Genomic DNA, 24,012 nt, shown 5'->3' on the forward strand with positions numbered 1-24,012 from the left:
TCACTCGACCTCCTCAACGGTGACGAGGTGCGCCACCGTCGCGACCATGCCGCGGATCTCCGGGCGGTCCTCCTTCACGGCGGTGTCGCCGATCCGCTTGAGGCCCAGAGTGCGCAGCGTGTCGCGCTGGTTCTGCTTGCCGCCGATGGCGGACTTCGTCTGGGTCACCTTGAGCCTGGCCATCAGGCGTTCACCCCCGCAGCACGGGCACGCAGGAGCGCGGCCGGGGCCACGTCCTCGAGCGGGAGACCACGGCGCGCGGCGACAGCCTCAGGCTGCTCCAGGTTGCGCAGGGCCTCGACGGTCGCGTGCACGATGTTGATCGCGTTGGACGAGCCGAGCGACTTGCTCAGCACGTCGTGGATGCCCGCGCACTCCAGCACGGCGCGCACCGGACCACCGGCGATCACACCGGTACCCGGAGCGGCCGGACGGAGGAACACGACGCCGGCGGCGGCCTCACCCTGGATGGGGTGCGGGATGGTGCCCTGGATGCGCGGGACCTTGAAGAAGTTCTTCTTGGCCTCCTCGACACCCTTGGCGATCGCCGCGGGCACCTCCTTCGCCTTGCCGTAGCCGACGCCGACGGTGCCGTCGCCGTCGCCCACCACGACGAGCGCGGTGAAGCTGAAGCGGCGGCCGCCCTTGACGACCTTGGAGACGCGGTTGATGGTGACGACGCGCTCGACGAAGGCGTTCTTCTCGGCTGCGTCGCCACGGCGACCGTCGCGACGGTCACCGCGACGGTCGTCGCGGCGCCCCCCGCGCGCGTTCTGGTCGCTCGACTCGTTGGCGGCACCCGTGGGGGCGCCGGTGTTGCTGCGCTGCCCTGCAGCCATCAGAGAATCCTTTGCTTCCGTGTGGGGATGGTCGGCGTCGTCACAGGGACAGACCGCCCTCGCGAGCGCCGTCGGCGACCGCAGCGACCCGACCGTGGTACTTGTTGCCGCCACGGTCGAAGACGACGGAGTCGACGCCCTTGGCCTTCGCACGCTCGGCGACGAGCTCGCCGACCTTGCGGGCCTTGGCGCTCTTGTCGCCGTCGAGCGCACGCAGGTCCGCCTCGAGCGACGAGGCCGACGCGAGCGTCTGACCGATCGTGTCGTCCACGACCTGAGCCGTGATGTGACGCGTGGAACGCGTCACCACGAGGCGCGGACGACCGGCGGTCCCCTTGATCTTCTTGCGCAGGCGCAGGTGCCGGCGCTGACGCGCGACGGCCTTGCCCTTGCCGAGAACCTTCAGAGCCATCGTTACTTACCAGCCTTTCCAGCCTTGCGGCGGACGACCTCGCCGGCGTAACGCACACCCTTGCCCTTGTACGGCTCGGGCTTGCGGATCTTGCGGATGTTCGCTGCGATCTCGCCGACCTGCTGCTTGTCGATGCCGGAGACCGAGAACTTCGTCGGGCTCTCGACCGCGAACGTGATGCCCGCGGGCGGGGTCACGACGACCGGGTGGCTGAAGCCGAGGGCGAACTCGAGGTCCGAGCCCTTGGCCGTCACGCGGTAACCGGTGCCGACGATCTCGAGCTTCTTCTCGTAGCCCTGCGTCACGCCCTGCACGAGGTTCGCCAGGAGGGTGCGGGTCAGGCCGTGCAGCGCGCGGGACTCGCGCTCGTCGTTCGGGCGCGACACCACGAGGGTGCCGTCCTCCTGAGCGACCTGGATGGGGGCGGGCACGTGGTGCTCGAGCGAGCCCTTGGGGCCCTTCACGGTCACGAGCGCGCCGCTGATGGTGACGTCCACTCCGGCGGGAACCGGAACGGGGATCTTGCCGATTCGAGACATGGCGTATCTCCTTTCCGGGTTACCAGACGTAGGCGAGGACTTCGCCGCCCACGCCCTTCGTGGCGGCCTGCTTGTCGGTGAGCAGACCGGAGGACGTGGACAGGATCGCCACGCCCAGGCCGCCGAGAACCTTCGGCAGCTCGGTGGACTTGACGTACTTGCGCAGGCCGGGCTTCGACACGCGGCGCACGCCGGCGAGGCTGCGCTCACGGTTCGGGCCGAACTTGAGCTGGATGGTGAGGTTCTTGCCCACCGTCGCGTCCTCGACGCTCCAGCCGGAGATGTAGCCCTCGGCCTGGAGGATCTCGGCAATGTGCGACTTCAGCTTCGAGTACGGCATGGTCACCGTCTCGTGGTAAGCCGAGTTCGCGTTCCGCAGACGCGTCAGCATGTCTGCGATCGGGTCGGTCATCGTCATCGGGCTCTAGCCCTTCCTCGACGTGGTATCCGGGCGGGGCGCGTCGAGCGACGCGCTCCGCCAGGACCTACGACGTAGTTGTTACCAGCTGCTCTTGGTGACGCCCGGAAGCTCACCACGGTGGGCCATCTCGCGCACGCAGATGCGGCACAGGCCGAACTTGCGGTACACCGAGTGCGGGCGACCGCACTTCTGGCACCGGGTGTAGGCGCGGACCGCGAACTTCGGCTTGGCGGCCGCCTTGTTGATCAGGGCCTTCTTCGCCATGTCAGTTCTCCTTGAAGGGGAAGCCGAGACGGCGCAGCAGGGAGCGGCCCTCGTCATCGGTCGTCGCCGTGGTCACGATCGTGATGTCCATACCGCGGACACGGTCGATCTTGTCCTGGTCGATCTCGTGGAACATCGACTGCTCCGTGAGACCGAACGTGTAGTTGCCGTTCCCGTCGAACTGCTTGGGCGACAGGCCGCGGAAGTCGCGGATGCGCGGCAGGGCGATCGACAGCAGGCGGTCCAGGAACTCCCACATGCGGTCGCCGCGCAGCGTGACGTGCGCGCCGATCGGCATGCCCTCGCGCAGCTTGAACTGCGCGATGGACTTGCGGGCCTTGGTCACCTGCGGCTTCTGGCCGGTGATCGCGGACAGGTCGCGGATGGCACCCTCGATGAGCTTCGAGTCCTTGGCGGCGTCACCGACACCCATGTTCACGACGATCTTCGTGACGCGGGCGACCTGGTTGACGTTCTCGTGCCCGAACTCCTCGCGCAGACCGGCGACGATCTCCTCGCGGTAGCGCTGCTTCAGGCGGGGCACCTCGGGGGCGACGATCTCGGTGCTCATCAGATGTCCTTCCCGGAGCGCTTGGCGACACGCACGCGCACGGTGCGCTTGCGGCCGTCACGCTCGACCTCTTCGGTGCGGTACCCGACGCGGGTGCCCTTCTTGGTCTCCGGGTCGACGACCATCACGTTGCTGATGTGGATCGGGGCCTCGACGGTCTCGATCCCACCGGTCCGCGTGCCGCGCTGCGACTGGCCGACCTTGGTGTGCTTGGTGACGCGCTGGACGCCCTCGACGATGACGCGGTCACGGTCGGTGAGCACCTCGAGGACGCGCCCCTGCTTGCCCTTGTCCTTGCCCGCGATGACGACGACGAGGTCGCCCTTCTTGATCTTGGCCATGGTCAGAGCACCTCCGGAGCCAGCGAGATGATCTTCATGAACCGCTTGTCGCGCAGCTCGCGCCCGACCGGGCCGAAGATGCGCGTGCCGCGCGGCTCGCCGTCGTTCTTGAGGATCACGGCGGCGTTCTCGTCGAACTTGATGTAGGAACCGTCCGGACGACGGCGCTCCTTGGCGGTGCGGACGACGACGGCCTTGACCACGTCGCCCTTCTTCACGTTGCCGCCCGGGATCGCGTCCTTGACGGTTGCGACGATGACGTCGCCGATTCCGGCGTAGCGACGGCCCGAGCCACCGAGAACACGGATGCAGAGAATCTCCTTGGCACCCGTGTTGTCGGCGACACGAAGTCGCGACTCCTGCTGGATCATGTAATGAACTCCTGTCGTCGAGCCGGTTCTCGCCGAGGGCGAGCCTTGCCGAACGGATAGCTGTCAGTGCCGGGTCCCTCGCGGGTGAACCGGCCAGGACCGGGCGGTGGACCCGCCGGACCTGTCCTCACTGGTTGCCGCACCGCGGTGCGGCACGAGAGCGGTCGTGACGAGCGAGCCGGGGCCCGCCCGTCACGACCGGTGGATCACTTGGCCTTCTCGAGGATCTCCGCGAGGCGCCACCGCTTGGTCGCGGACAGCGGGCGGGTCTCCATGATGAGCACCAGGTCGCCCACGCCGGCAGAGTTCTGCTCGTCGTGCGCCTTGACCTTGCTCGTGCGGCGGATGACCTTGCCGTAGAGCGGGTGCTTGACCCGGTCCTCGACCTCGACCACCACGGTCTTGTCCATCTTGTCGCTCACGACGTAGCCGCGGCGCGTCTTGCGGTGCGCGCGCTCCTCGGCCGCCTCGGGCGCGTTCGTTGCGTTCTCGCTCATTCCAGCCTCACTCACTCGGCGCTCGGCGCGGTTCGGATGCCGAGCTCGCGCTCACGCAGGATCGTGTAGATCCGCGCGATGTCGCGGCGGACGGCCTTGAGGCGCCCGTGGCTCTCCAGCTGGCCGGTGGCCGACTGGAAGCGGAGGTTGAAGAGCTCCTCCTTGACCTTCTTGAGCTCGGCGACGAGCGTCTCGTCGTCCATGGCGTCGAGGTCGACGGGGGCGAGCCCCTTCGTTCCGATTGCCATCAGTTGCCACCACCCTCGCGCACCACGAAACGGCACTTCATCGGGAGCTTGTGGATCGCGCGGCGCATGGCCTCGCGAGCCAGGTCCTCCGGGACACCCGCCAGCTCGAAGACGATCCGGCCGGGCTTGACATTGGCGACCCACCACTCGGGCGAACCCTTACCGGAACCCATGCGGGTCTCGGCAGGCTTCTTGGTCAGGGGACGGTCCGGGTAGATGTTGATCCAGACCTTGCCGCCACGCTTGATGTGGCGGGTCATCGCGATACGAGCAGCCTCGATCTGGCGGTTCGTCACGTACGCCGGCTCGAGAGCCTGGATGCCGTACTCGCCGAACGAGATCTGGGTGCCACCCTTCGCCGCGCCGGAGCGCGACGGGTGGTGCTGCTTGCGGTGCTTGAGCCTGCGCGGGATCAGCATGACTCAGGCCTCCGTTCCGGTCTCAGGGGCCTTCGCCTCTGCGGCGGGAGCAGCCTGCTCGGGCGCCGCCGGCGACTCGGACGCGGGGGTCCGCTCGGCCGAACGCTCGGGACGACGGCCGCCACCACGACGGTCGCCGCCGCGCTCACCGCGCGGGCCGCCACGGCCCTGGCGCGGAGCGGCCGTGGCCTGCTGCGCGGCGAACTCCTTCTCGGTGACGTCGCCCTTGTAGATCCACACCTTCACGCCGATGCGGCCGAACGTGGTGCGGGCCTCGAAGAAGCCGTAGTCGATGTACGCGCGCAGCGTGTGCAGCGGCACACGACCCTCGCGGTAGAACTCCGACCGGCTCATCTCCGCGCCACCGAGGCGGCCGGAGACCTGCACGCGGATGCCCTTCGCGCCGGCGCGCTGCGCGGACTGGATGCCCTTGCGCATGGCACGACGGAACGAGACGCGGCTCGCGAGCTGCTCGGCGATGCCCTGCGCGACGAGCTGCGCGTCCGTCTCGGCGTTCTTCACCTCGAGGATGTTGAGCTGCACCTGCTTGCCGGTGAGCTTCTCGAGCTCGCCGCGGATGCGGTCGGCCTCGGCGCCGCGGCGGCCGATGACGATGCCCGGGCGCGCCGTGTGGATGTCCACGCGGACGCGGTCACGGGTGCGCTCGATCTCGACCTTGGAGATGCCGGCGCGCTCGAGACCCGTGCTCATGAGCTTGCGGATCTGGACGTCCTCGCGGACGTAGTCGCGGTACCGCTGGCCGGGCTTGGTGCTGTCGGCGAACCAGCGCGACCGGTGGTCGGTGGTGATGCCGAGGCGGTACCCGTGCGGGTGAACCTTCTGTCCCACTATCGGGCACTTCCCTTCGTGTTCTCACGCGGAGCGACGACCACGGTGATGTGGCTGGTGCGCTTGAGGATGCGGTTCGCACGGCCCTGGGCCCGGGGGCGGAAACGCTTGAGGGTCGGGCCCTCGTCGACGAACGCCTCACGCACGACGAGCTCCTGCTCCTCGAACGCTTCGCTCGCGCGGTCCGCCTTCACCCGGGCGTTGGCGATGGCGCTCTCCACGACCTTGCGGACGGGCTCGCTCGCCGCCTGCGGTGCGAACTTCAGCACCGCGACGGCCTCGGAGGCCTGCTTGCCACGGATGAGGTCCACGACGCGCCGGGCCTTCTGGGGCGTGACACGGACGAACCGCGCCTGCGCCTTGGCTTCCATTGCTGTCCTGCCTTCTTGTCTCTTGACCGTCCAGGTCGTCACCAGACTGACCCGGGGGTCAGCGGCGACGACCCTTCTTGTCGTCCTTCACGTGGCCGCGGAAGGTCCGCGTGGGAGCGAACTCGCCGAGCTTGTGGCCGACCATCGACTCGGTGACGAACACCGGCGTGTGCTTGCGACCGTCGTGCACGGCGAACGTGTGACCGAGGAAGTCGGGCGTGATGACCGACCGACGGGACCAGGTCTTGATGACGTTCTTGGTCCCCTTCTCGTTCTGAGCGTCCACCTTCTTCTGCAGGTGGTCGTCGACGAAGGGGCCCTTCTTCAGGCTACGAGGCATGTCTCCAGGCTCCTATCAGCGCTTCTTGCCGGTACGGCGACGACGCACGATCAGCTTGTCGCTCGGCTTGTTGGGACGGCGGGTACGACCCTCCGGCTGGCCCCACGGGCTCACCGGGTGGCGACCACCGGAGGTCTTGCCCTCACCACCACCGTGCGGGTGGTCGATCGGGTTCATGGCGACACCGCGGACGGTCGGGCGCTTGCCCTTCCAGCGCATGCGGCCGGCCTTGCCCCAGTTGATGTTCGACTGCTCGGCGTTGCCGACCTCGCCGACCGTCGCGCGGCAGCGCAGGTCGACGTTGCGGATCTCGCCGGAGGGCATGCGCAGCTGCGCGTACGGCCCGTCCTTGGCGACGAGCTGCACGGACGCACCGGCCGAACGGGCGATCTTCGCGCCGCCACCGGGCTTGAGCTCGATGGCGTGGATGACCGTACCGGTCGGGATGTTGCGCAGCGGCAGGTTGTTGCCGGGCTTGATGTCCGCGCCCGCGCCCGCCTCGACGACGTCGCCCTGCTTGAGCTTGGCCGGCGCGACGATGTAGCGCTTCTCGCCGTCCGCGTAGTGCAGGAGCGCGATGCGCGCGGTGCGGTTGGGGTCGTACTCGATGTGCGCGACCTTCGCCGGCACGCCGTCCTTGTCGTGACGACGGAAGTCGATCACGCGGTACGCACGCTTGTGGCCACCACCCTTGTGACGGGTGGTGATGCGACCGGAGCTGTTGCGGCCGCCGCTCTTGGAGAGCGGGCGGACCAGAGACTTCTCCGGCTGCGAGCGCGTGATCTCGGCGAAGTCGGCGACGCTCGAGCCGCGGCGGCCGGGCGTCGTCGGCTTGTACTTACGGATTCCCATGGGGATCTGTCCTCAATCTGCTCTCGTCGGCTCAGCCGAAGATGTCGATCGTGCCCTCGCGGAGGGTGACGATCGCACGCTTGGTGTCCTTGCGCTTGCCCAGGCCGAAACGCGTGCGACGCGTCTTGCCCTTGCGGTTGATCGTGTTCACCGAGGCGACCTTGACCGAGAAGATCTGCTCGACGGCGATCTTGATCTCGGTCTTGTTGGCCCGCGGGTCGACGACGAACGTGTACTTGCCCTCGTCGAGCAGGCCGTAGCTCTTCTCGGAGACGACCGGCGCGAGGATCACGTCACGGGGGTCCTTGGTCACGGTGGTCACTTCGCGGCCTCCTCGGCAGCAGTCTCGTCCGCCTCGGTGGAGGTGGCGACGGCCTTCGCGGAGCGACCCGTGGCCGGGCCCGTCAGGAACGCGTCGAGCGCGCCCTGCGTGAAGACGACGTCGTCGGAGACGAGCACGTCGTAGGTGTTGAGCTGGTCGGCCACCAGGAGGTGGACCTGCTCGACGTTCCGCAGCGACTTGATCGTCAGCTCGTCGCCACGCTCGGTGACGACGAGGACGTGCTTGCGCCCGGAGAGCTTGGCGAGCGTCGTGACGGCGGTCTTGGTCGACGGCACGCCGTCGACGCCGAAGCCGGTCACCACGTGGACGCGGCCGTTGCGGGCGCGGTCCGAGAGGGCACCGCGGAGCGCGGCGGCCTTCATCTTCTTGGGCGTCCGCTGGTCGTACGAGCGCGGCGTCGGGCCGTGGACGACGCCACCGCCGGCGAACTGCGGCGCACGGGTCGAACCCTGGCGGGCGCGGCCGGTGCCCTTCTGCTTGTACGGCTTGCGACCACCACCGCGGACCTCGCCGCGGGACTTGGTGTCGTGGGTGCCCTGGCGTGCGGCAGCACGCTGGGCGACGACGACCTGGTGGATCAGCGGGACGTTGAGCTCGACGTCGAACACCTCGGCGGGGAGCTCGGCGGTGCCGGCCTTCTTGCCCTTGGGGTCCAGCACGTCAACGGTCAGAGCGGACATGGGGTTCACGCTCCCTTCGCGGCGCTGCGCACGAGGACGACGCCGCCCTTGGGGCCGGGAACCGCGCCCTTGACGAGCAGCAGACCCTTCTCGGCGTCGACCGCGTGGACGGTCAGGTTCTGGGTGGTCTGACGGACGTTGCCCATCCGACCGGCCATGCGCAGGCCCTTGAAGACGCGCGACGGGGTCGAGGCCCCACCGATCGAGCCGGGCTTGCGGTGGTTGCGGTGCGAGCCGTGGGAGGCACCCACGCCGGAGAAGCCGTGACGCTTCATGACACCGGCGGTGCCCTTGCCCTTGGTCGTGCCCACGACGTCGACCACGGCGCCGGCCTCGAAGGCCTCCGCGGTGATCTCCTGGCCGAGCGAGTACTCGGTGGCGTCGGTGGTGCGGACCTCGGCGACGTGACGACGCGGCGTGACGCCGGCCTTCTCGAAGTGGCCCTTGAGCGGCTTCGTGACCTTGCGCGGGTCGATCTGGCCGTAGGCGAGCTGCACGGCGGCGTAGCCGTCGGCGTCCGACGTGCGCACCTGCGTCACGACGTTCGTGCCGACCGCGACGACGGTGACGGGCACGAGGCGCCCGGCCTCGTCCCAGAGCTGCGTCATCCCGAGCTTCGTGCCGAGCACCGCGGTGACCGGGCGCGCGTTCTGCTGGGGGGTAGTCATGATGTCCTCCAGCCTCAGAGCTTGATCTCGATGTTCACGTCAGCCGGCAGGTCGAGACGCATGAGCGAGTCGACCGCCTTCGGCGTGGGATCGATGATGTCGATCAGCCGCTTGTGCGTGCGCATCTCGAAGTGCTCGCGGCTGTCCTTGTACTTGTGAGGCGACCGGATGACGCAGAAGACGTTCTTCTCCGTCGGCAGCGGCACCGGACCCACGACCGTTGCACCAGCGCGCGTCACCGTGTCGACGATCTTGCGCGCCGAGCTGTCGATGACCTCGTGGTCGTAGGACTTGAGCCGGATGCGGATCTTCTGTCCCGCCATGGCGTCGTCTGACTCTCTCTCTCGAACCGCTAGCTGTCCGACCCCCGCGCTCGGGCGTGTCGCGTAGTCGCGACGCACCTGGGCGCACACGCCGAGAGGCGCAGGGCCGTTGGATATGTGGACTCCCGCCGGGCTCCGTGCTGACGCACGGCTCCGCGAACCGGACCACAACGTTTGTGCGAGCCTGTCGGAACGTGTGTTCCGCGGGGTACTCGATCCATGGCGACACAGAGAGCTCAACCCGCAGACCCGGGAGAAGTCCCGGGGTCCTGGCCCTCGGCGAGAGGACCGGTTCAACACACTGTTCGACACGTGAAAGAGCGCACCCGTAACAGGCAACCTGAACAGTCTGCCACACGAAGCCGCCGTCGTCCAAGTCGGGACGACGCGACGCCGGTGTGACGGTGACCGCAGGCCGAAGGCCCGGCCCCGCGGACGGGACCGGGCCTTCGACGAGGTGCTGCGGAGGCAGCGTCAGATCACTTGAGGATCTTGGTGACGCGGCCCGAGCCGACGGTGCGGCCACCCTCACGGATGGCGAAGCCGAGGCCCTCCTCCATGGCGATCGGCTGGATCAGCTCGACCGTCATCTCGGTGTTGTCGCCGGGCATGACCATCTCGGTGCCCTCGGGCAGCGTGATGACGCCGGTGACGTCCGTCGTGCGGAAGTAGAACTGCGGACGGTAGTTCGAGTAGAACGGGTTGTGACGGCCGCCCTCGTCCTTGCCCAGGATGTAGACCTGCGCCTCGAACTGCGTGTGCGGGGTGATCGAGCCCGGCTTCACGACGACCTGGCCGCGCTCGACGTCCTCGCGCTTGATGCCGCGCAGGAGCAGACCGGTGTTGTCGCCGGCCTGAGCCTGGTCCATCTGCTTGTGGAACGTCTCGATGCCCGTGACCGTGGTCTTCTGGGGCGAGCGGATGCCGACGATCTCGACGTCCGAGTTGAGGTCGAGCGTGCCACGCTCCACCTTGCCGGTGACGACGGTGCCACGACCGGTGATCGTGAAGACGTCCTCGACGGGCATGAGGAACGGCTTGTCGAGCTCGCGGACGGGCTCGGGCACGTTCTCGTCCACGGCCTCCATGAGCTCGAGGATCTTCGCGGTCCACTCGGGGTCGCCCTCGAGCGCCTTGAGACCGGAGACGCGCACGACCGGCGCGTTGTCACCGTCGAACTCCTGCGAGGAGAGGAGCTCGCGCACCTCCATCTCGACGAGCTCGAGGATCTCCTCGTCGTCGACCATGTCGGACTTGTTGAGCGCCACGAGCAGGTACGGCACGCCGACCTGGCGGGCGAGCAGGACGTGCTCGCGCGTCTGGGCCATCGGGCCGTCGGTCGCGGCGACCACCAGGATCGCGCCGTCCATCTGGGCGGCACCGGTGATCATGTTCTTGATGTAGTCGGCGTGACCCGGGGCGTCGACGTGCGCGTAGTGGCGCTTCGGCGTCTCGTACTCGATGTGCGCGATGTTGATCGTGATACCGCGCTGCTTCTCCTCGGGAGCCGCGTCGATCTCGTCGAAGTTGCGCTGCGTGTTCGCCGGCAGGTCCGGGTACGTGTCCGCGAGCGTCTTCGAGATCGCCGCCGTGAGCGTCGTCTTACCGTGGTCGACGTGACCGATGGTGCCGACGTTGACGTGCGGCTTGGTCCGCTCGAACTTGGCCTTAGCCACTGGGGTCCTCCTGGGACTTGGGTAGATGTGCCGAACGTTGCGAATGTCGACCGAGAGATCCTACATCCGCGGGGCGTTGCGGTTTCCTACAGGTTGATGGTTGTGCGGGTCTTCGACCTGTGGGGACTCACTCGCCCCGGGTCTTCTTGATGATCTCTTCGGCAACGTTCCGAGGAACCTCGGCGTAGTTGTCGAACTGCATCGAGTACACCGCACGACCCTGGGTCTTGGACCGGAGGTCACCGATGTACCCGAACATCTCTGACAACGGTACGTGGGCCCGGACGACCTTCACACCCGTCGCGTCCTCCATGGACTGGATCATTCCACGACGTGAGTTCAGGTCGCCGATGACGTCGCCCATGTACTCCTCGGGCGTACGCACCTCGACCGCCATCACCGGCTCCAGCAGAACCGGGTCCGCCCGCTTGACGCCCTCCTTGAGGACCATCGAGCCGGCGATCTTGAACGCCATCTCCGAGGAGTCGACCTCGTGGTAGGCGCCGTCGAGCAGGATCGCCTTCACCCCGACCAGCGGGAAGCCGGCGAGCACGCCGAGCTCCATCGCGGACTGGATGCCGGCGTCGACGCTGGGGATGTACTCGCGCGGGATGCGACCACCGGTGACCGCGTTGGAGAACTCGTAGAGCTCGCCCTCGGACGTGTCGAGCGGCTCGAAGGTCACCTGGACCTTCGCGAACTGCCCGGACCCACCGGTCTGCTTCTTGTGCGTGTACTCGATCTTCTCGGCCTTGCGGCGGATCGTCTCGCGGTACGCGACCTGCGGCTTGCCGACGTTCGCCTCGACCTTGAACTCGCGACGCATGCGGTCGACGAGGATGTCGAGGTGGAGCTCGCCCATGCCGCCGATGACGGTCTGGCCGGTCTCGTCGTCCAGCTTGACGCGGAAGGTCGGGTCCTCCTCGGCGAGCTTCTGGATCGCCGTGGAGAGCTTCTCCTGGTCGGCCTTCGTCTTCGGCTCGATCGCCACGTCGATGACGGGCTCGGGGAAGCTCATCGACTCGAGGATGACCGGGTTCGCCATGTCGCTCAGCGTGTCACCGGTCGTGGTGTCCTTGAGGCCGATGACCGCGTAGATGTGACCGGCGCTCGCCTCGTCGACCGGGTTCTCCTTGTTGGAGTGCATCTGGAAGATCTTGCCGACGCGCTCCTTCTTCCCCTTGGTCGAGTTGGCGACCTGCTGGCCGGGCTCGACACGACCGGAGTACACGCGCACGTAGGTGAGCTTGCCGAAGAACGGGTGCGCCGCGACCTTGAAGGCGAGCGCGGAGAACGGCTCCGAGGCGTCGGGGTGACGCTGGATGACCTTCTCCTCGTCCTTCGGGTCGTGACCGTCGATGGCCGGCACGTCGAGGGGCGACGGCAGGTAGTCGATGACCGCGTCGAGCATGGGCTGGACGCCCTTGTTCTTGAACGCGGAGCCGCACAGGACCGGGAACGCCTCGCCCGCGATGACGAGCTTGCGGATGCCGGCCTTGAGCTCGGCGATCGTCAGCTCCTCGCCACCGAGGTACTTCTCGAGCAGCTCCTCGTCGGCCTCGGCGACGGCCTCGACGAGCTCGCTGCGGTACTGCTGGGCCTTCTCGACCAGGTCCGCGGGGATCTCCTCGGTGTCGTACGCCTCGCCGAGCTGGGTCTCCCCGTGCCAGACGAGCGCCTTCATCTCGAGCAGGTCCACGACACCGGTGAAGTCGCTCTCGGCCCCGATCGGGAGCTGGATGACCAGCGGCTTCGCCTTGAGGCGGTTGATGATCGTGTCGACGGTGAAGTAGAAGTCCGCGCCGAGCTTGTCCATCTTGTTGACGAAGCAGATGCGGGGGACGTTGTACTTGTCCGCCTGGCGCCACACCGTCTCCGACTGCGGCTCGACACCTTCCTTGCCGTCGAAGACGGCGACGGCGCCGTCGAGCACGCGCAGGGAGCGCTCGACCTCGACCGTGAAGTCGACGTGGCCGGGCGTGTCGATGATGTTGATCTGGTTCTTGTTCCAGTAGCACGAGACGGCGGCGGACGTGATCGTGATGCCGCGCTCCTTCTCCTGCTCCATCCAGTCGGTCGTGGACGCGCCGTCGTGCGTCTCGCCGAGCTTGTAGTTCACACCCGTGTAGAACAGGATGCGCTCGGTGGTCGTGGTCTTCCCGGCATCGATGTGGGCCATGATGCCGATGTTGCGGACCTTGCTCAGGTCGGTCAGCACGTCAAGTGCCACGGTCTGCTTCCCTCGTTAGATGGGTTGAGTCGGGGGCGCTGCTCGGACCGGGATGACCGGCCTCGGACCCGCCGACAGCCCCGGGGACGCTCCGGTCCCCGGGGCCCGTCGTGCGGACTACCAGCGGTAGTGGGCGAAGGCCTTGTTGGACTCCGCCATCTTGTGCATGTCCTCGCGGCGCTTGACCGCGGCGCCGAGGCCGTTGCTGGCGTCGAGGATCTCGTTCATGAGGCGCTCCGTCATGGTCTTCTCGCGACGGGCGCGCGAGTAGTCCGTGAGCCAGCGCAGCGCGAGGGTCGTCGCACGCGCCGGGCGCACCTCGACCGGGACCTGGTAGGTCGCACCACCGACGCGGCGCGAGCGGACCTCGAGCGCCGGGCGGACGTTCTCGAGCGCGCGCTTGAGCACGACGACCGGGTCGCCGTCCGTCTTCGCCCGGACGCCCTCGAGGGCGCCGTAGACGATCGACTCGGCGGTGGACTTCTTGCCGTCGAGCAGCACCTTGTTGATGAGCTGCGTGACGACGGGAGACCCGTAGACCGGGTCGACGATGAGCGGCCGCTTCGGGGCCGGGCCCTTGCGAGGCATCAGCTCTTCTCCTTCTTGGCGCCGTAGCGGCTGCGGGCCTGCTTGCGGTTCTTCACGCCCTGCGTGTCGAGCGCGCCGCGCACGATCTTGTAGCGCACACCCGGGAGGTCCTTCACACGACCGCCGCGCACGAGCACGATGGAGTGCTCCTGGAGGTTGTGGCCGACGCCGGGGATGTAGGCCGTGACCTCGACCTGGGAGGAGAGCTTCACGCGAGCGACCTTGCGCAGCGCGGAGTTCGGCTTCTTCGGGGTGGTGGTGTACACGCGCGTGCACACACCGCGCCGCTGCGGGGAGCCCTTGAGGGCGGGAGTCTTGGACTTCCCCACCTTCGAGGTCCGCCCCTTGCGGACGAGCTGCTGGATCGTAGGCACTACGTCTCCGTGTCTTCTCGAGCTACCGGGGCTATCCCCGATGGTGGTCGTGCTGGCTGCTGGAGCCGATCGCACGAGGCACCCGCAGCGCGAGAGACGCTGCAGCAGCCACCTACCACCGGCTCGATGGTCCGGCTCCGGGCCGTGGGCGCGAGCGCGCCACCAGGACCGGGATCCGGAGTGCCCGGGCACTCACATCGGCCCGTCCGGAGACCGCCACGCGGCGGTGTGCGACGATCGCTCGCCCGCACCGTCCCGCCAGGGACATCACGGAGGGCCCGACGGCGCGGGCACGGTTTACCAGGTTACCTGTCACCCGGCAAGGAGTCAAAGGGGCAGGTCGCGAGCACGGCCGCTCCCCCGGGCTCGTCGTCGTCCCGCAGGAGGGACGACGACGGGTGCCCGCCGGCCACCGCGCACGAGGCGCGGCAGCCGACGGGCACCCGTCGTGGGACGTCAGCGGTAGTCGCCGAAGTCCAGGTCCTCGAGCGGGATCGCCTCGCCGGAGCCCATGCCGAGCGCCGGGAAGTCGATCTCGTCGTAGCCGAAGCTCGGGTAGAGCTCCGTCTTGGCCTGCTCGGTCGGCTCGACCTGGACCTTGGTGTACCGGGGAAGGCCGGTACCGGCCGGGATGAGCTTACCGATGATGACGTTCTCCTTGAGGCCGAGGAGCGGGTCACGACGACCGCTCATCGACGCCTCGGTGAGCACGCGCGTCGTCTCCTGGAACGACGCGGCCGAGAGCCACGAGTCCGTCGCGAGCGACGCCTTCGTGATGCCCATCAGCTCGGGACGGCCGGAGGCCGGCTGGCCACCCTCCGCCACCGCGCGACGGTTCGCGTCCTCGAAGCGGCCGCGCTCGGCGAGCTCGCCCGGCAGGAGGTGCGAGTCGCCGGAGTCGAGCACGGTCACACGACGCAGCATCTGCCGCACGATGACCTCGATGTGCTTGTCGTGGATGTCCACGCCCTGCGAGCGGTAGACCTCCTGGACCTCGTCCACCAGGTGCTTCTGCGTGGCGCGCGGGCCGAGGATGCGCAGGACCTTCTTCGGGTCCACCGCACCCTGGACGAGCTGCGTGCCGACGTTGACGTGGTCGCCGTCCTGCACGAGCAGGCGGGCACGCTTCGTCACCGGGTAGGCGATCTCCTCCGAGCCGTCGTCCGGCGTGAGCACCAGACGGCGCGAGCGCTCCGAGTCGTCGATCGCGATGCGGCCCGAGAACTCCGCGATGGGCGCCTCACCCTTGGGGGTGCGGGCCTCGAAGAGCTCCGTGACACGCGGCAGACCCTGCGTGATGTCGTCCGCGGAGGCGACACCACCGGTGTGGAAGGTACGCATCGTCAGCTGCGTGCCCGGCTCACCGATCGACTGGGCGGCGATGATGCCGACCGCCTCGCCGATGTCGACGAGCTTGCCCGTGGCGAGCGAGCGCCCGTAGCACTTGGCGCACGTGCCGACGCGCGACTCGCACGTGAGGACCGAGCGGACCTTGGCCTCGCGGACGCCCGCGGTGACCGCGGCGTCGATGAGGACGTCGCCCGCGTCGTCGCCGGCCTTGCCGACGACGTTCCCGTCGGGGTCGACCAGGTCGGCCGCGAGGGTGCGCGAGTAGACGCTCGTCTCCACCTTCGGGTGGCGCACGAGCTTGCCCGCGAGCTCCTCGGCGATCGGCAGGGTCAGGCCGCGCTCGGTGCCGCAGTCCTCCTCGCGGACGATGACGTCCTGCGACACGTCCACGAGACGACGCGTGAGGTAGCCCGAGTCGGCGGTCCGCAGCGCGGTGTCCGCCAGACCCTTGCGGGCACCGTGCGTCGCGATGAAGTACTCGAGGACGGACAGGCCCTCGCGGTAGTTGGACTTGATCGGGCGCGGGATGATCTCGCCCTTCGGGTTCGCCACGAGACCGCGCATACCGGCGATCTGACGGACCTGCATCCAGTTACCGCGCGCACCCGAGCCGACCATGCGGTACACGGTGTTGCGGTCGTTCGCCTCGAGGTTCTCGCGCATGACCGACGCGACCTTGTCCGTCGCCTGGGTCCAGATCTCGATGAGCTCCTGACGGCGCTCGTCGTCCGTGATGAGACCACGGTCGTACTGCTGCTGGACCTTGAGCGCGCGCTCCTCGTGCTGCTCGAGGATGACGGCCTTCTCCTTGGGCGTCGCCACGTCGGAGATCGCGATCGTGACGCCCGAGCGGGTCGCCCAGCGGAAGCCGGCGGCCTTCAGCGCGTCGAGCGACGCCGCGACCTCGACCTTCGGGTAGCGCTCCGCGAGCTCGTTGACGATCGCCGAGAGGCGCTTCTTGTCGACGACCGAGTTCACGTACGGGTAGTCGACGGGGAGCGTCTCGTTGAACAGCGCGCGACCGAGCGTGGTGTCGAAGAGGATCGGCTGACCCTCCTCCCAGCCCTCGGGAGCCTCGAAGCCGGAGACCGGCGGGACGAGGTCCGTGGTGCGGATCTTCACCCGGGCGTTGAGGTCCAGCGTGCCCTGGTCGAACGCCATGATCGCCTCGGCCACGGAGCCGAACGCACGACCCTCGCCCTCGGCACCCTCGCGGTCGCTCGTCAGGTGGTACAGACCGATGATCATGTCCTGCGAGGGCATGGTCACCGGACGGCCGTCCGACGGCTTGAGGATGTTGTTGCTCGAGAGCATGAGGATGCGGGCCTCGGCCTGCGCCTCGGCGCTCAGGGGCAGGTGGACGGCCATCTGGTCACCGTCGAAGTCCGCGTTGAACGCGGCGCAGACGAGCGGGTGCAGGTGGATCGCCTTGCCCTCGACGAGCTGCGGCTCGAACGCCTGGATGCCCAGGCGGTGCAGCGTCGGTGCACGGTTGAGCAGCACGGGGTGCTCGGTGATGACCTCTTCGAGCACGTCCCACACGACCGGGCGGGCACGCTCGACCATGCGCTTCGCGCTCTTGATGTTCTGCGCGTGGTTGAGGTCCACGAGGCGCTTCATGACGAACGGCTTGAACAGCTCGAGCGCCATCTGCTTCGGCAGGCCGCACTGGTGCAGCTTGAGCTGCGGGCCGACGACGATGACCGAACGGCCCGAGTAGTCGACGCGCTTGCCGAGCAGGTTCTGACGGAAACGACCCTGCTTGCCCTTGAGCATGTCCGAGATGGACTTGAGCGGGCGGTTGCCCGGGCCGGTGACCGGACGACCACGGCGGCCGTTGTCGAACAGCGAGTCCACGGCCTCCTGGAGCATCCGCTTCTCGTTGTTGACGATGATCTCCGGCGCACCCAGGTCGAGGAGACGCTTGAGGCGGTTGTTCCGGTTGATCACGCGGCGGTACAGGTCGTTGAGGTCGCTCGTCGCGAAGCGGCCACCGTCGAGCTGCACCATCGGGCGCAGGTCCGGCGGGATGACCGGGACGGCGTCGAGCACCATGCCCGTGGGCGAGTTCGTCGTGGTGAGGAACGCGTTGACGACCTTGAGGCGCTTGAGCGCACGCGTCTTGCGCTGGCCCTTGCCCGAGCGGATGGTCTCGCGCAGGGACTCGGCCTCCGCCTCCAGGTCGAAGTCCTGGAGACGCTTCTGGATCGCCGCGGCGCCCATCGAGCCCTCGAAGTAGGTGCCGTAGCGGTCCTGGAGGGCGCGGTACAGCATCTCGTCGCCCTCGAGGTCGGCGACCTTGAGGTTCTTGAAGCGGTCCCACACCTGCTCGAGACGGTCGAGCTGGGCGTCGGCGCGCTTGCGGATCTGCGCCATCTCGCGCTCGGCCGAGTCGCGGACCTTGCGGCGCGCGTCGGCCTTGGCACCCTCGGCCTCGAGCTCGGCCAGGTCGGCCTCGAGCTTCTGGGCGCGGGAGTTGATGTCGTTGTCGCGGGCGTCCGCGATCTCCTTCTTCTCCAGGTCGATCTCGTTCTGGAGGTTCGGGAGGTCCTCCTGGCGGCCCTCCTCGTCGACCGAGGTGATCATGTACGCCGCGAAGTAGATGACCTTCTCGAGGTCCTTCGGGGCGAGGTCGAGCAGGTAGCCGAGGCGCGAGGGCACGCCCTTGAAGAACCAGATGTGCGTGACCGGCGCGGCGAGCTCGATGTGGCCCATGCGCTCACGACGCACCTTCGAGCGCGTCACCTCGACGCCGCAGCGCTCGCAGATGATGCCCTTGAAGCGCACGCGCTTGTACTTGCCGCAGTAGCACTCCCAGTCCCGGGTGGGGCCGAAGATCTTCTCGCAGAAGAGTCCGTCCTTCTCGGGCTTGAGGGTGCGGTAGTTGATGGTCTCGGGCTTCTTCACCTCACCGTGCGACCACGCACGGATGTCGTCGGCCGTGGCCAGGCCGATACGCAGCTCGTCGAAGACGTTGACGTCGAGCAAGTTGTCCTACTTCCTTCGCCTGCCGGGACCGGCCGTGGCCGGCCCCGACGCCAAAAAGACGGTTGGTGTGGGGGTCGTCGGTGGGAGCGGGGTGACCCGCTCCCACCTGCCCGAGATCAGATCTCGTCGACGCTGGACGCCGCGTTGGGGCGGCGCGACAGGTCGATGCCGAGCTCTTCGGCTGCGCGGTACACGTCGTCGTCCGACTCCCGCATCTCGATGGACACGCCGTCGCTCGAGAGCACCTCGACGTTCAGGCACAGCGACTGCATCTCCTTGAGGAGGACCTTGAAGGACTCCGGGATGCCCGAGTCGGGGATGTTCTCGCCCTTGACGATCGCCTCGTAGACCTTGACGCGACCGGGCACGTCGTCCGACTTGATCGTGAGGAGCTCCTGGAGCGTGTAGGCCGCGCCGTACGCCTCGAGGGCCCACACCTCCATCTCGCCGAAGCGCTGACCGCCGAACTGCGCCTTACCACCGAGCGGCTGCTGGGTGATCATCGAGTACGGGCCGGTCGAGCGCGCGTGGATCTTGTCGTCGACCAGGTGGTGGAGCTTGAGGATGTACATGTAGCCCACCGACACGGCCTCGGGGAACGGCTCGCCGGAGCGGCCGTCGAAGAGGCGCGCCTTGCCGTCGGCGCCGACCATGCGGTCGCCGTCGCGGTTCGGGATCGTCGTCGAGAGCAGGCCCGTGAGCGCGTCCTCGTGGACGCCGTCGAACACCGGGGTGGCGACGGGACGGCCCGGCTCGGACGTCGCGGCGATCTCGGGGACGTTCTCCTTCCAGGAGAGGTCCTTGCCGTCGGCGAGCGAGATGTCCCAGCCCTGCTTCGCGACCCACCCGAGGTGGGTCTCGAGGACCTGGCCCACGTTCATACGACCGGGGACGCCCAGCGGGTTGAGGACGACGTCGACCGGCGTCCCGTCCTCGAGGAACGGCATGTCCTCGACGGGCAGGATCTTGGAGATGACGCCCTTGTTGCCGTGACGGCCGGCGAGCTTGTCGCCGTCCGTGATCTTGCGGCGCTGCGCGATGTAGACGCGCACGAGCTGGTTCACGCCCGCGGGCAGCTCGTCGCCGTCCTCGCGGTTGAACTCGCGCACGCCGATGACCGTGCCGGACTCGCCGTGGGGCACCTTGAGGGACGTGTCGCGCACCTCGCGCGCCTTCTCGCCGAAGATCGCGCGCAGGAGGCGCTCCTCCGGGGTCAGCTCGGTCTCGCCCTTCGGCGTGACCTTGCCGACCAGGACGTCGCCCGCGCCGACCTCGGCACCGATGCGGATGATGCCGCGCTCGTCGAGGTCCGCCAGGACGTCCTCGGAGACGTTCGGGATGTCCCGCGTGATCTCCTCGGGGCCGAGCTTGGTGTCGCGCGCGTCGACCTCGTGCTCCTCGATGTGGATCGAGGAGAGCACGTCGTCCTGCACGAGACGCTGGCTGAGGATGATCGCGTCCTCGTAGTTGTGGCCCTCCCACGACATGAACGCCACGAGGAGGTTGCGGCCGAGCGCGAGCTCGCCCTCGTCGGTCGCCGGGCCGTCCGCGAGGACGGAGCCGGGCTCGACGCGCTGGCCCTCGTCGACGAGCACGCGCTGGTTGTAGCTCGTGCCCTGGTTCGAGCGGCGGAACTTCGCGATCCGGTAGCTGCCGGTCGTGCCGTCGTCGTTCGCGACGAGCACGAGGTCGGCCGAGACCTCGGTGACGACACCGGGCTTCGTCGCGACGACGACGTCGCCCGCGTCGACGGCCGCGCGCCACTCCATGCCGGTCCCGACGAGCGGGGCCTCGGAGCGGACCAGCGGCACGGCCTGGCGCTGCATGTTCGCGCCCATGAGGGCGCGGTTCGCGTCGTCGTGCTCGAGGAACGGGATGAGCGCCGTCGCGACCGAGACCATCTGGCGCGGCGAGACGTCCATGTAGTCGACCTGCGCGCCGGGGACGATCTCGACCTCGCCGCCCTTGGTGCGCACGAGCACGCGCTCGTCCGCGAAGGAGCCGTCGGCGTTGAGCGTCTGGTTCGCCTGCGCGATGACGTGGCGGTCCTCGTCGTCGGCCGTGAGGTAGACGACCTCGTCGGTCACCTTGCCCGCCGTCACCTTGCGGTACGGCGTCTCGATGAAGCCGAACGGGTTGATGCGCCCGTACGACGCGAGCGAGCCGATCAGACCGATGTTCGGACCCTCAGGGGTCTCGATCGGGCACATGCGGCCGTAGTGCGACGGGTGGACGTCACGGACCTCCATGCCGGCGCGGTCGCGCGAGAGACCACCCGGGCCGAGGGCCGAGAGACGACGCTTGTGCGTCAGGCCCGCGAGCGGGTTGTTCTGGTCCATGAACTGCGAGAGCTGCGACGTGCCGAAGAACTCGCGGATGGACGCCACGACCGGGCGGATGTTGATGAGCGTCTGCGGCGTGATCGCCTCGACGTCCTGCGTCGTCATGCGCTCGCGCACGACGCGCTCCATCCGCGACAGGCCCGTGCGGACCTGGTTCTGGATGAGCTCGCCGACGGCGCGGATGCGGCGGTTGCCGAAGTGGTCGATGTCGTCCGTCTCGACGCGCACCTCGACGGCCTCGCCGTTGCGGGTGCCCGGGATGCTCGCGTGGTCCGCGTGCAGCGCCGCGAGGTACTTGATCGTCGCGACGACGTCCGAGACCGACAGCGTGGAGTCGCTGAGCGGCGCGTCGATGCCGAGCTTCTTGTTCGCCTTGTAGCGGCCGACCTTCGCGAGGTCGTAGCGCTTCGGGTTGAAGTAGAAGTTCTCGAGGAGCGCGCGGCCGGCCTCGACCGTCGGCGGCTCGCCCGGGCGGATCTTGCGGTAGAGGTCGACGAGCGCCTCGTCCTGCGTGTGGACGTGGTCCTTCTCGAGCGTGTCGAGCACGGAGGGGAAGTCCGCGAACTGCTCGCGGATCTCGGACTCCGTGAGGCCGAGCGCCTTGAGCAGCACGGTCACGGACTGCTTGCGCTTGCGGTCGACGCGCACGCCGACGGCGTCGCGCTTGTCGATCTCGAACTCGAGCCAGGCACCGCGCGACGGGATGATCTTCGCTGAGAAGATGTCCTTGTCGCTCGTCTTGTCGGCGGCGCGCTCGAAGTAGACGCCGGGCGAGCGGACGAGCTGCGAGACGACGACGCGCTCGGTGCCGTTGATGATGAACGTGCCGCGCTCGGTCATGAGCGGGAAGTCGCCCATGAAGACCGTCTGGCTCTTGATCTCACCGGTGTTGTAGTTGACGAACTCCGCGGTGACGAACAGCGGCGCGGCGTACGTGAAGTCCTTCTCCTTGCACTCGTCGGCCGTGTACTTCGGCGGCTCGAAGCGGTGGTTGGAGAACGACAGCGACATCGAGGACCCGAAGTCCTCGATCGGGGAGATCTCCTCGAAGATCTCCTCGAGACCCGACGTCGAGGGCACGTCCTGGCGCCCGGCCTCGGCCGCGGCGGCGACGCGCGCCTGCCACGCCTCGTTGCCGAGCAGCCAGTCGAAGCTCTCGGTCTGGAGGCCCAGCAGGTCGGGGACCTCGAGCGGCTCGAAGATCTTGGCGAAGGAGAGGCGACGCGATGCGGTGCGGTTCGCGATGGCGTCGGCGGACGGAGCAGAAGGGGTGCGCGAGGCAGCCAAGAGGGGTCCTTCCCTGCAGATCGAAAGAACGCTGCACCGGCCGGGCTGGACACGATCACCGCCGCCACGACACCTCGCGGACGCGCACGTACGTCGTCGAGGGGGTCGGGGGTATATGAGATCGGGGGCACAGGACAGCGCAAAGCGTGAGCATACCCCAAGAAGGCGTCGCCACACAACCTCGGGGCACACTCCCCCGCCCGGTCCCGGGCGCTGCGCGCCTCGCCGGTACTCGCACGGGCCTCGTCGCCCGTCCTCCGGCCCGCCGTGCGGGCCCTGAACCTGCTGCTGTCGACCTCGCTGTCCTGCGTCGTCGACCCGCACATGGTGGCACACTCGTGGCCGTTCCGTGAAGCCGGTGCGCCGACGCCGTCGGATCCCGGTCGCCCCCCAGGACGCCGCGCGACGCCGCGGGGCCGCCCCCGGGCCCTCCTGCCCGCCCGGCGCCGCCCCCGGAGAACGACGAGGCCCGCACCCCGGGCGGGGTGCGGGCCTCGTGCGGCGTGCGACCGGTCCCGTCAGGACGGGACCGGTGCGATCACTTGAGGGTGACCGTGGCGCCGGCGCCCTCGAGGGCAGCCTTGGCCTTCTCGGCCGTCTCCTTGTTCGCGCCCTCCAGGACCGGCTTCGGGGCACCGTCCACGAGGTCCTTGGCCTCCTTCAGGCCGAGGGACGTGAGCGCGCGCACCTCCTTGATGACCTGGATCTTCTTGTCGCCGGCAGCCTCGAGGATGACGTCGAACTCGTCCTTCTCCTCCTCGGCCGGGGCGTCGCCCGAGCCACCCGCGGGGGCGGCGACCGCGACGGCGGCGGGGGCGGCGGCGGTGACCTCGAAGGTCTCCTCGAAGGCCTTCACGAACTCGTTGAGCTCGATGAGGGTGAGCTCCTTGAACTGCTCGATGAGCTCGTCGGTGCTGAGCTTCGCCATGATGGCGTTCCTTTCGGTCGGTGCTCGGCAGCGGCCCGGTGCGGGCCTGCCAGAAGCGGGGTGTGTGCTTGCGCTGCGTGGATCACGAGACCGGGGCGTGCCCCGGGCGCGGGATCAGGCGGCAGCGCCCTCCGATTCCTGCTTCTGACGCAGGGCATCGATGACGCGGGCGGCCTGGGCGGTGTTCGCGGTGAAGACGTAGGCAGCCTGGAAGAGCTTGGCCTTCATCGCGCCGGCCGCCTTGGCCAGCAGGACCTCACGGGACTCGAGGTCCGCGAGCTTCGTGACCTCCGCGGCGGTCAGGGGGCGCCCGTCGAGGACACCGCCCTTGATGACCAGCGCGGGGTTCGCCTTGGCGAAGTCACGCAGACCCTTGGCTGCCTCGACCGGGTCCCCGGTGACGAAGGCGATTGCCGACGGGCCCTGCAGGTCGGCGTCGAGTCCCTCGACACCGGCCTCCTTGGCCGCGATAGCGGTCAGCGTGTTCTTCACCACGGCGTAGGTTGCGTTGCCGCTGAGCGACCGACGCAGCTGCTTGAGCTGCGCGACGGTGAGCCCGCGGTACTCGGTCAGCACGGCAGCGTTCGAGTCACGGAACTTCTCCGAGATCTCGGCGACTGCGGCTGCCTTGTCCGGCCTCGCCATGGCAATCCTTCCGGTGGTGGTACCACCGGCGTCCGTCCCGGAACGAGAAAGAGCCCCGCGCAGGCGCGGGGCTCGCAGTCGCACGCGCGGCGGGGCCGGGCGGACGTCGTCGATTCGCTACCTGCGCTGGCCTCCGCCTCGTGGGCGGGACTTCGGTCCGTCACGTCCTGCAGACGGAGTCTGCGGGCAGCGTCGGACGACCGGCGGTCTTGGGTACACGCTCATCGTACGGGACGACGGCGCGTGCTCCAAACCA

At 68.5% G+C, this 24,012-nt stretch carries 28 protein-coding genes; all 28 read right to left on the bottom strand.

Features of this window, described 5'->3' with window-relative positions; genetic code table 11:
* The 28 genes from rpmD to rplJ all read right to left on the bottom strand — a co-directional run bounded on the left by rpmD (position 1) and on the right by rplJ (position 23,756).
* A complete protein-coding gene (rpmD, locus tag RDI86_RS12770; RefSeq protein ID WP_021480439.1) occupies positions 1–183 on the bottom strand; it encodes a 50S ribosomal protein L30 in 183 nt (60 codons plus the stop codon).
* A complete protein-coding gene (rpsE, locus tag RDI86_RS12775) occupies positions 183–839 on the bottom strand; it encodes a 30S ribosomal protein S5 (protein ID WP_021480438.1) in 657 nt (218 codons plus the stop codon). Before rpsE ends, rpmD begins: the two co-directional genes overlap by 1 nt.
* Positions 840–879: 40 nt before the next feature.
* On the bottom strand, positions 880–1,251 hold the full coding sequence (rplR, locus tag RDI86_RS12780; RefSeq protein WP_021480437.1) for a 50S ribosomal protein L18: 372 nt from the start codon (positions 1,249–1,251) through the stop codon (positions 880–882).
* A gap of 2 nt (positions 1,252–1,253) precedes the next feature.
* A complete protein-coding gene (gene rplF / locus RDI86_RS12785) occupies positions 1,254–1,790 on the bottom strand; it encodes a 50S ribosomal protein L6 (protein WP_021480436.1) in 537 nt (178 codons plus the stop codon).
* A 19-nt stretch (positions 1,791–1,809) separates the two neighbouring features.
* Positions 1,810–2,208: a 30S ribosomal protein S8 gene (gene rpsH, locus RDI86_RS12790; protein WP_021480435.1), complete on the bottom strand. Its 399-nt coding sequence runs from the start codon at positions 2,206–2,208 to the stop codon at positions 1,810–1,812.
* Between the two features lie 81 nt (positions 2,209–2,289).
* On the bottom strand, positions 2,290–2,475 hold the full coding sequence (locus tag RDI86_RS12795) for a type Z 30S ribosomal protein S14 (protein ID WP_021480434.1): 186 nt from the start codon (positions 2,473–2,475) through the stop codon (positions 2,290–2,292).
* A 1-nt stretch (position 2,476) separates the two neighbouring features.
* Positions 2,477–3,046 carry a 50S ribosomal protein L5 gene (gene rplE / locus RDI86_RS12800; protein WP_021480433.1) on the bottom strand — a complete coding sequence of 190 codons (570 nt, stop codon included), beginning with the start codon at positions 3,044–3,046 and terminating at the stop codon, positions 2,477–2,479.
* A complete protein-coding gene (gene rplX / locus RDI86_RS12805) occupies positions 3,046–3,387 on the bottom strand; it encodes a 50S ribosomal protein L24 (protein WP_021480432.1) in 342 nt (113 codons plus the stop codon). Before rplX ends, rplE begins: the two co-directional genes overlap by 1 nt.
* A 2-nt stretch (positions 3,388–3,389) precedes the next feature.
* Positions 3,390–3,758: a 50S ribosomal protein L14 gene (rplN, locus tag RDI86_RS12810; RefSeq protein ID WP_021480431.1), complete on the bottom strand. Its 369-nt coding sequence runs from the start codon at positions 3,756–3,758 to the stop codon at positions 3,390–3,392.
* Between the two features lie 206 nt (positions 3,759–3,964).
* Complete coding sequence (gene rpsQ, locus RDI86_RS12815; protein ID WP_021480430.1) at positions 3,965–4,255, bottom strand: 30S ribosomal protein S17; 291 nt, start codon at positions 4,253–4,255, stop codon at positions 3,965–3,967.
* 11 nt (positions 4,256–4,266) lie between these two features.
* Positions 4,267–4,503, bottom strand: a complete 237-nt coding sequence (rpmC, locus tag RDI86_RS12820; RefSeq protein WP_021480429.1) for a 50S ribosomal protein L29 — start codon at positions 4,501–4,503, stop codon at positions 4,267–4,269.
* Positions 4,503–4,922 carry a 50S ribosomal protein L16 gene (gene rplP, locus RDI86_RS12825; protein WP_021480428.1) on the bottom strand — a complete coding sequence of 140 codons (420 nt, stop codon included), beginning with the start codon at positions 4,920–4,922 and terminating at the stop codon, positions 4,503–4,505. Before rplP ends, rpmC begins: the two co-directional genes overlap by 1 nt.
* Positions 4,923–4,925: 3 nt before the next feature.
* On the bottom strand, positions 4,926–5,771 hold the full coding sequence (rpsC, locus tag RDI86_RS12830) for a 30S ribosomal protein S3 (protein WP_034654910.1): 846 nt from the start codon (positions 5,769–5,771) through the stop codon (positions 4,926–4,928).
* The gene (gene rplV / locus RDI86_RS12835) at positions 5,771–6,142 is read right to left on the bottom strand and encodes a 50S ribosomal protein L22 (protein ID WP_021479879.1); all 372 of its coding nucleotides are present in this window, start codon (positions 6,140–6,142) and stop codon (positions 5,771–5,773) included. The genes rpsC and rplV overlap by 1 nt, the downstream gene beginning before the upstream one ends.
* Positions 6,143–6,200: 58 nt before the next feature.
* On the bottom strand, positions 6,201–6,482 hold the full coding sequence (gene rpsS / locus RDI86_RS12840; protein ID WP_021479878.1) for a 30S ribosomal protein S19: 282 nt from the start codon (positions 6,480–6,482) through the stop codon (positions 6,201–6,203).
* Positions 6,483–6,497: 15 nt separating this feature from the next.
* A complete protein-coding gene (gene rplB, locus RDI86_RS12845; protein WP_021479877.1) occupies positions 6,498–7,334 on the bottom strand; it encodes a 50S ribosomal protein L2 in 837 nt (278 codons plus the stop codon).
* A gap of 31 nt (positions 7,335–7,365) precedes the next feature.
* Positions 7,366–7,656 carry a 50S ribosomal protein L23 gene (rplW, locus tag RDI86_RS12850; RefSeq protein WP_021479876.1) on the bottom strand — a complete coding sequence of 97 codons (291 nt, stop codon included), beginning with the start codon at positions 7,654–7,656 and terminating at the stop codon, positions 7,366–7,368.
* Positions 7,653–8,357 carry a 50S ribosomal protein L4 gene (gene rplD, locus RDI86_RS12855; protein ID WP_034654917.1) on the bottom strand — a complete coding sequence of 235 codons (705 nt, stop codon included), beginning with the start codon at positions 8,355–8,357 and terminating at the stop codon, positions 7,653–7,655. The genes rplW and rplD overlap by 4 nt, the downstream gene beginning before the upstream one ends.
* A 5-nt stretch (positions 8,358–8,362) precedes the next feature.
* Positions 8,363–9,025 carry a 50S ribosomal protein L3 gene (gene rplC, locus RDI86_RS12860; RefSeq protein WP_021479874.1) on the bottom strand — a complete coding sequence of 221 codons (663 nt, stop codon included), beginning with the start codon at positions 9,023–9,025 and terminating at the stop codon, positions 8,363–8,365.
* Between the two features lie 14 nt (positions 9,026–9,039).
* Positions 9,040–9,348: a 30S ribosomal protein S10 gene (gene rpsJ, locus RDI86_RS12865; protein ID WP_012867945.1), complete on the bottom strand. Its 309-nt coding sequence runs from the start codon at positions 9,346–9,348 to the stop codon at positions 9,040–9,042.
* Between the two features lie 479 nt (positions 9,349–9,827).
* A complete protein-coding gene (gene tuf / locus RDI86_RS12870) occupies positions 9,828–11,024 on the bottom strand; it encodes an elongation factor Tu (protein WP_021479872.1) in 1,197 nt (398 codons plus the stop codon).
* A gap of 127 nt (positions 11,025–11,151) precedes the next feature.
* The gene (gene fusA / locus RDI86_RS12875) at positions 11,152–13,254 is read right to left on the bottom strand and encodes an elongation factor G (protein WP_021479871.1); all 2,103 of its coding nucleotides are present in this window, start codon (positions 13,252–13,254) and stop codon (positions 11,152–11,154) included.
* Positions 13,255–13,371: 117 nt separating this feature from the next.
* Positions 13,372–13,842, bottom strand: coding sequence for a 30S ribosomal protein S7 (gene rpsG / locus RDI86_RS12880; protein ID WP_021479870.1), 471 nt, complete (start codon positions 13,840–13,842; stop codon positions 13,372–13,374).
* Entirely contained in the window at positions 13,842–14,216 is a 375-nt protein-coding gene (gene rpsL, locus RDI86_RS12885) for a 30S ribosomal protein S12 (protein WP_021479869.1), read from the bottom strand. The genes rpsG and rpsL overlap by 1 nt, the downstream gene beginning before the upstream one ends.
* A 456-nt stretch (positions 14,217–14,672) precedes the next feature.
* On the bottom strand, positions 14,673–18,554 hold the full coding sequence (locus tag RDI86_RS12890; RefSeq protein WP_021479868.1) for a DNA-directed RNA polymerase subunit beta': 3,882 nt from the start codon (positions 18,552–18,554) through the stop codon (positions 14,673–14,675).
* 116 nt (positions 18,555–18,670) lie between these two features.
* Positions 18,671–22,183 carry a DNA-directed RNA polymerase subunit beta gene (rpoB, locus tag RDI86_RS12895; protein ID WP_308821535.1) on the bottom strand — a complete coding sequence of 1,171 codons (3,513 nt, stop codon included), beginning with the start codon at positions 22,181–22,183 and terminating at the stop codon, positions 18,671–18,673.
* A gap of 538 nt (positions 22,184–22,721) precedes the next feature.
* Positions 22,722–23,111 carry a 50S ribosomal protein L7/L12 gene (rplL, locus tag RDI86_RS12900; protein ID WP_021483444.1) on the bottom strand — a complete coding sequence of 130 codons (390 nt, stop codon included), beginning with the start codon at positions 23,109–23,111 and terminating at the stop codon, positions 22,722–22,724.
* 114 nt (positions 23,112–23,225) lie between these two features.
* Positions 23,226–23,756 (bottom strand): 50S ribosomal protein L10, encoded by a 531-nt coding sequence (gene rplJ / locus RDI86_RS12905; RefSeq protein ID WP_024840304.1) that lies wholly within the window; start codon positions 23,754–23,756, stop codon positions 23,226–23,228.
* Positions 23,757–24,012: the final 256 nt, after the last annotated feature.

The organism is Cellulosimicrobium sp. XJ-DQ-B-000, assembly GCF_031119065.1.
GTDB classification, from domain to species: domain Bacteria; phylum Actinomycetota; class Actinomycetes; order Actinomycetales; family Cellulomonadaceae; genus Cellulosimicrobium; species Cellulosimicrobium funkei.

What these genes read in the sequence shown, in the direction of transcription:
- rpmD (WP_021480439.1), bottom strand. Translation starts at nt 183, where the DNA reads ATGGCCAGGCTCAAGGTGACCCAGACGAAGTCCGCCATCGGCGGCAAG.
- rpsE (WP_021480438.1), bottom strand. Translation starts at nt 839, where the DNA reads ATGGCTGCAGGGCAGCGCAGCAACACCGGCGCCCCCACGGGTGCCGCC.
- rplR (WP_021480437.1), bottom strand. Translation starts at nt 1,251, where the DNA reads ATGGCTCTGAAGGTTCTCGGCAAGGGCAAGGCCGTCGCGCGTCAGCGC.
- rplF (WP_021480436.1), bottom strand. Translation starts at nt 1,790, where the DNA reads ATGTCTCGAATCGGCAAGATCCCCGTTCCGGTTCCCGCCGGAGTGGAC.
- rpsH (WP_021480435.1), bottom strand. Translation starts at nt 2,208, where the DNA reads ATGACGATGACCGACCCGATCGCAGACATGCTGACGCGTCTGCGGAAC.
- RDI86_RS12795 (WP_021480434.1), bottom strand. Translation starts at nt 2,475, where the DNA reads ATGGCGAAGAAGGCCCTGATCAACAAGGCGGCCGCCAAGCCGAAGTTC.
- rplE (WP_021480433.1), bottom strand. Translation starts at nt 3,046, where the DNA reads ATGAGCACCGAGATCGTCGCCCCCGAGGTGCCCCGCCTGAAGCAGCGC.
- rplX (WP_021480432.1), bottom strand. Translation starts at nt 3,387, where the DNA reads ATGGCCAAGATCAAGAAGGGCGACCTCGTCGTCGTCATCGCGGGCAAG.
- rplN (WP_021480431.1), bottom strand. Translation starts at nt 3,758, where the DNA reads ATGATCCAGCAGGAGTCGCGACTTCGTGTCGCCGACAACACGGGTGCC.
- rpsQ (WP_021480430.1), bottom strand. Translation starts at nt 4,255, where the DNA reads ATGAGCGAGAACGCAACGAACGCGCCCGAGGCGGCCGAGGAGCGCGCG.
- rpmC (WP_021480429.1), bottom strand. Translation starts at nt 4,503, where the DNA reads ATGGCAATCGGAACGAAGGGGCTCGCCCCCGTCGACCTCGACGCCATG.
- rplP (WP_021480428.1), bottom strand. Translation starts at nt 4,922, where the DNA reads ATGCTGATCCCGCGCAGGCTCAAGCACCGCAAGCAGCACCACCCGTCG.
- rplV (WP_021479879.1), bottom strand. Translation starts at nt 6,142, where the DNA reads ATGGAAGCCAAGGCGCAGGCGCGGTTCGTCCGTGTCACGCCCCAGAAG.
- rpsS (WP_021479878.1), bottom strand. Translation starts at nt 6,482, where the DNA reads ATGCCTCGTAGCCTGAAGAAGGGCCCCTTCGTCGACGACCACCTGCAG.
- rplB (WP_021479877.1), bottom strand. Translation starts at nt 7,334, where the DNA reads ATGGGAATCCGTAAGTACAAGCCGACGACGCCCGGCCGCCGCGGCTCG.
- rplD (WP_034654917.1), bottom strand. Translation starts at nt 8,357, where the DNA reads ATGTCCGCTCTGACCGTTGACGTGCTGGACCCCAAGGGCAAGAAGGCC.
- rplC (WP_021479874.1), bottom strand. Translation starts at nt 9,025, where the DNA reads ATGACTACCCCCCAGCAGAACGCGCGCCCGGTCACCGCGGTGCTCGGC.
- rpsJ (WP_012867945.1), bottom strand. Translation starts at nt 9,348, where the DNA reads ATGGCGGGACAGAAGATCCGCATCCGGCTCAAGTCCTACGACCACGAG.
- rpsG (WP_021479870.1), bottom strand. Translation starts at nt 13,842, where the DNA reads ATGCCTCGCAAGGGCCCGGCCCCGAAGCGGCCGCTCATCGTCGACCCG.
- rplL (WP_021483444.1), bottom strand. Translation starts at nt 23,111, where the DNA reads ATGGCGAAGCTCAGCACCGACGAGCTCATCGAGCAGTTCAAGGAGCTC.
- rplJ (WP_024840304.1), bottom strand. Translation starts at nt 23,756, where the DNA reads ATGGCGAGGCCGGACAAGGCAGCCGCAGTCGCCGAGATCTCGGAGAAG.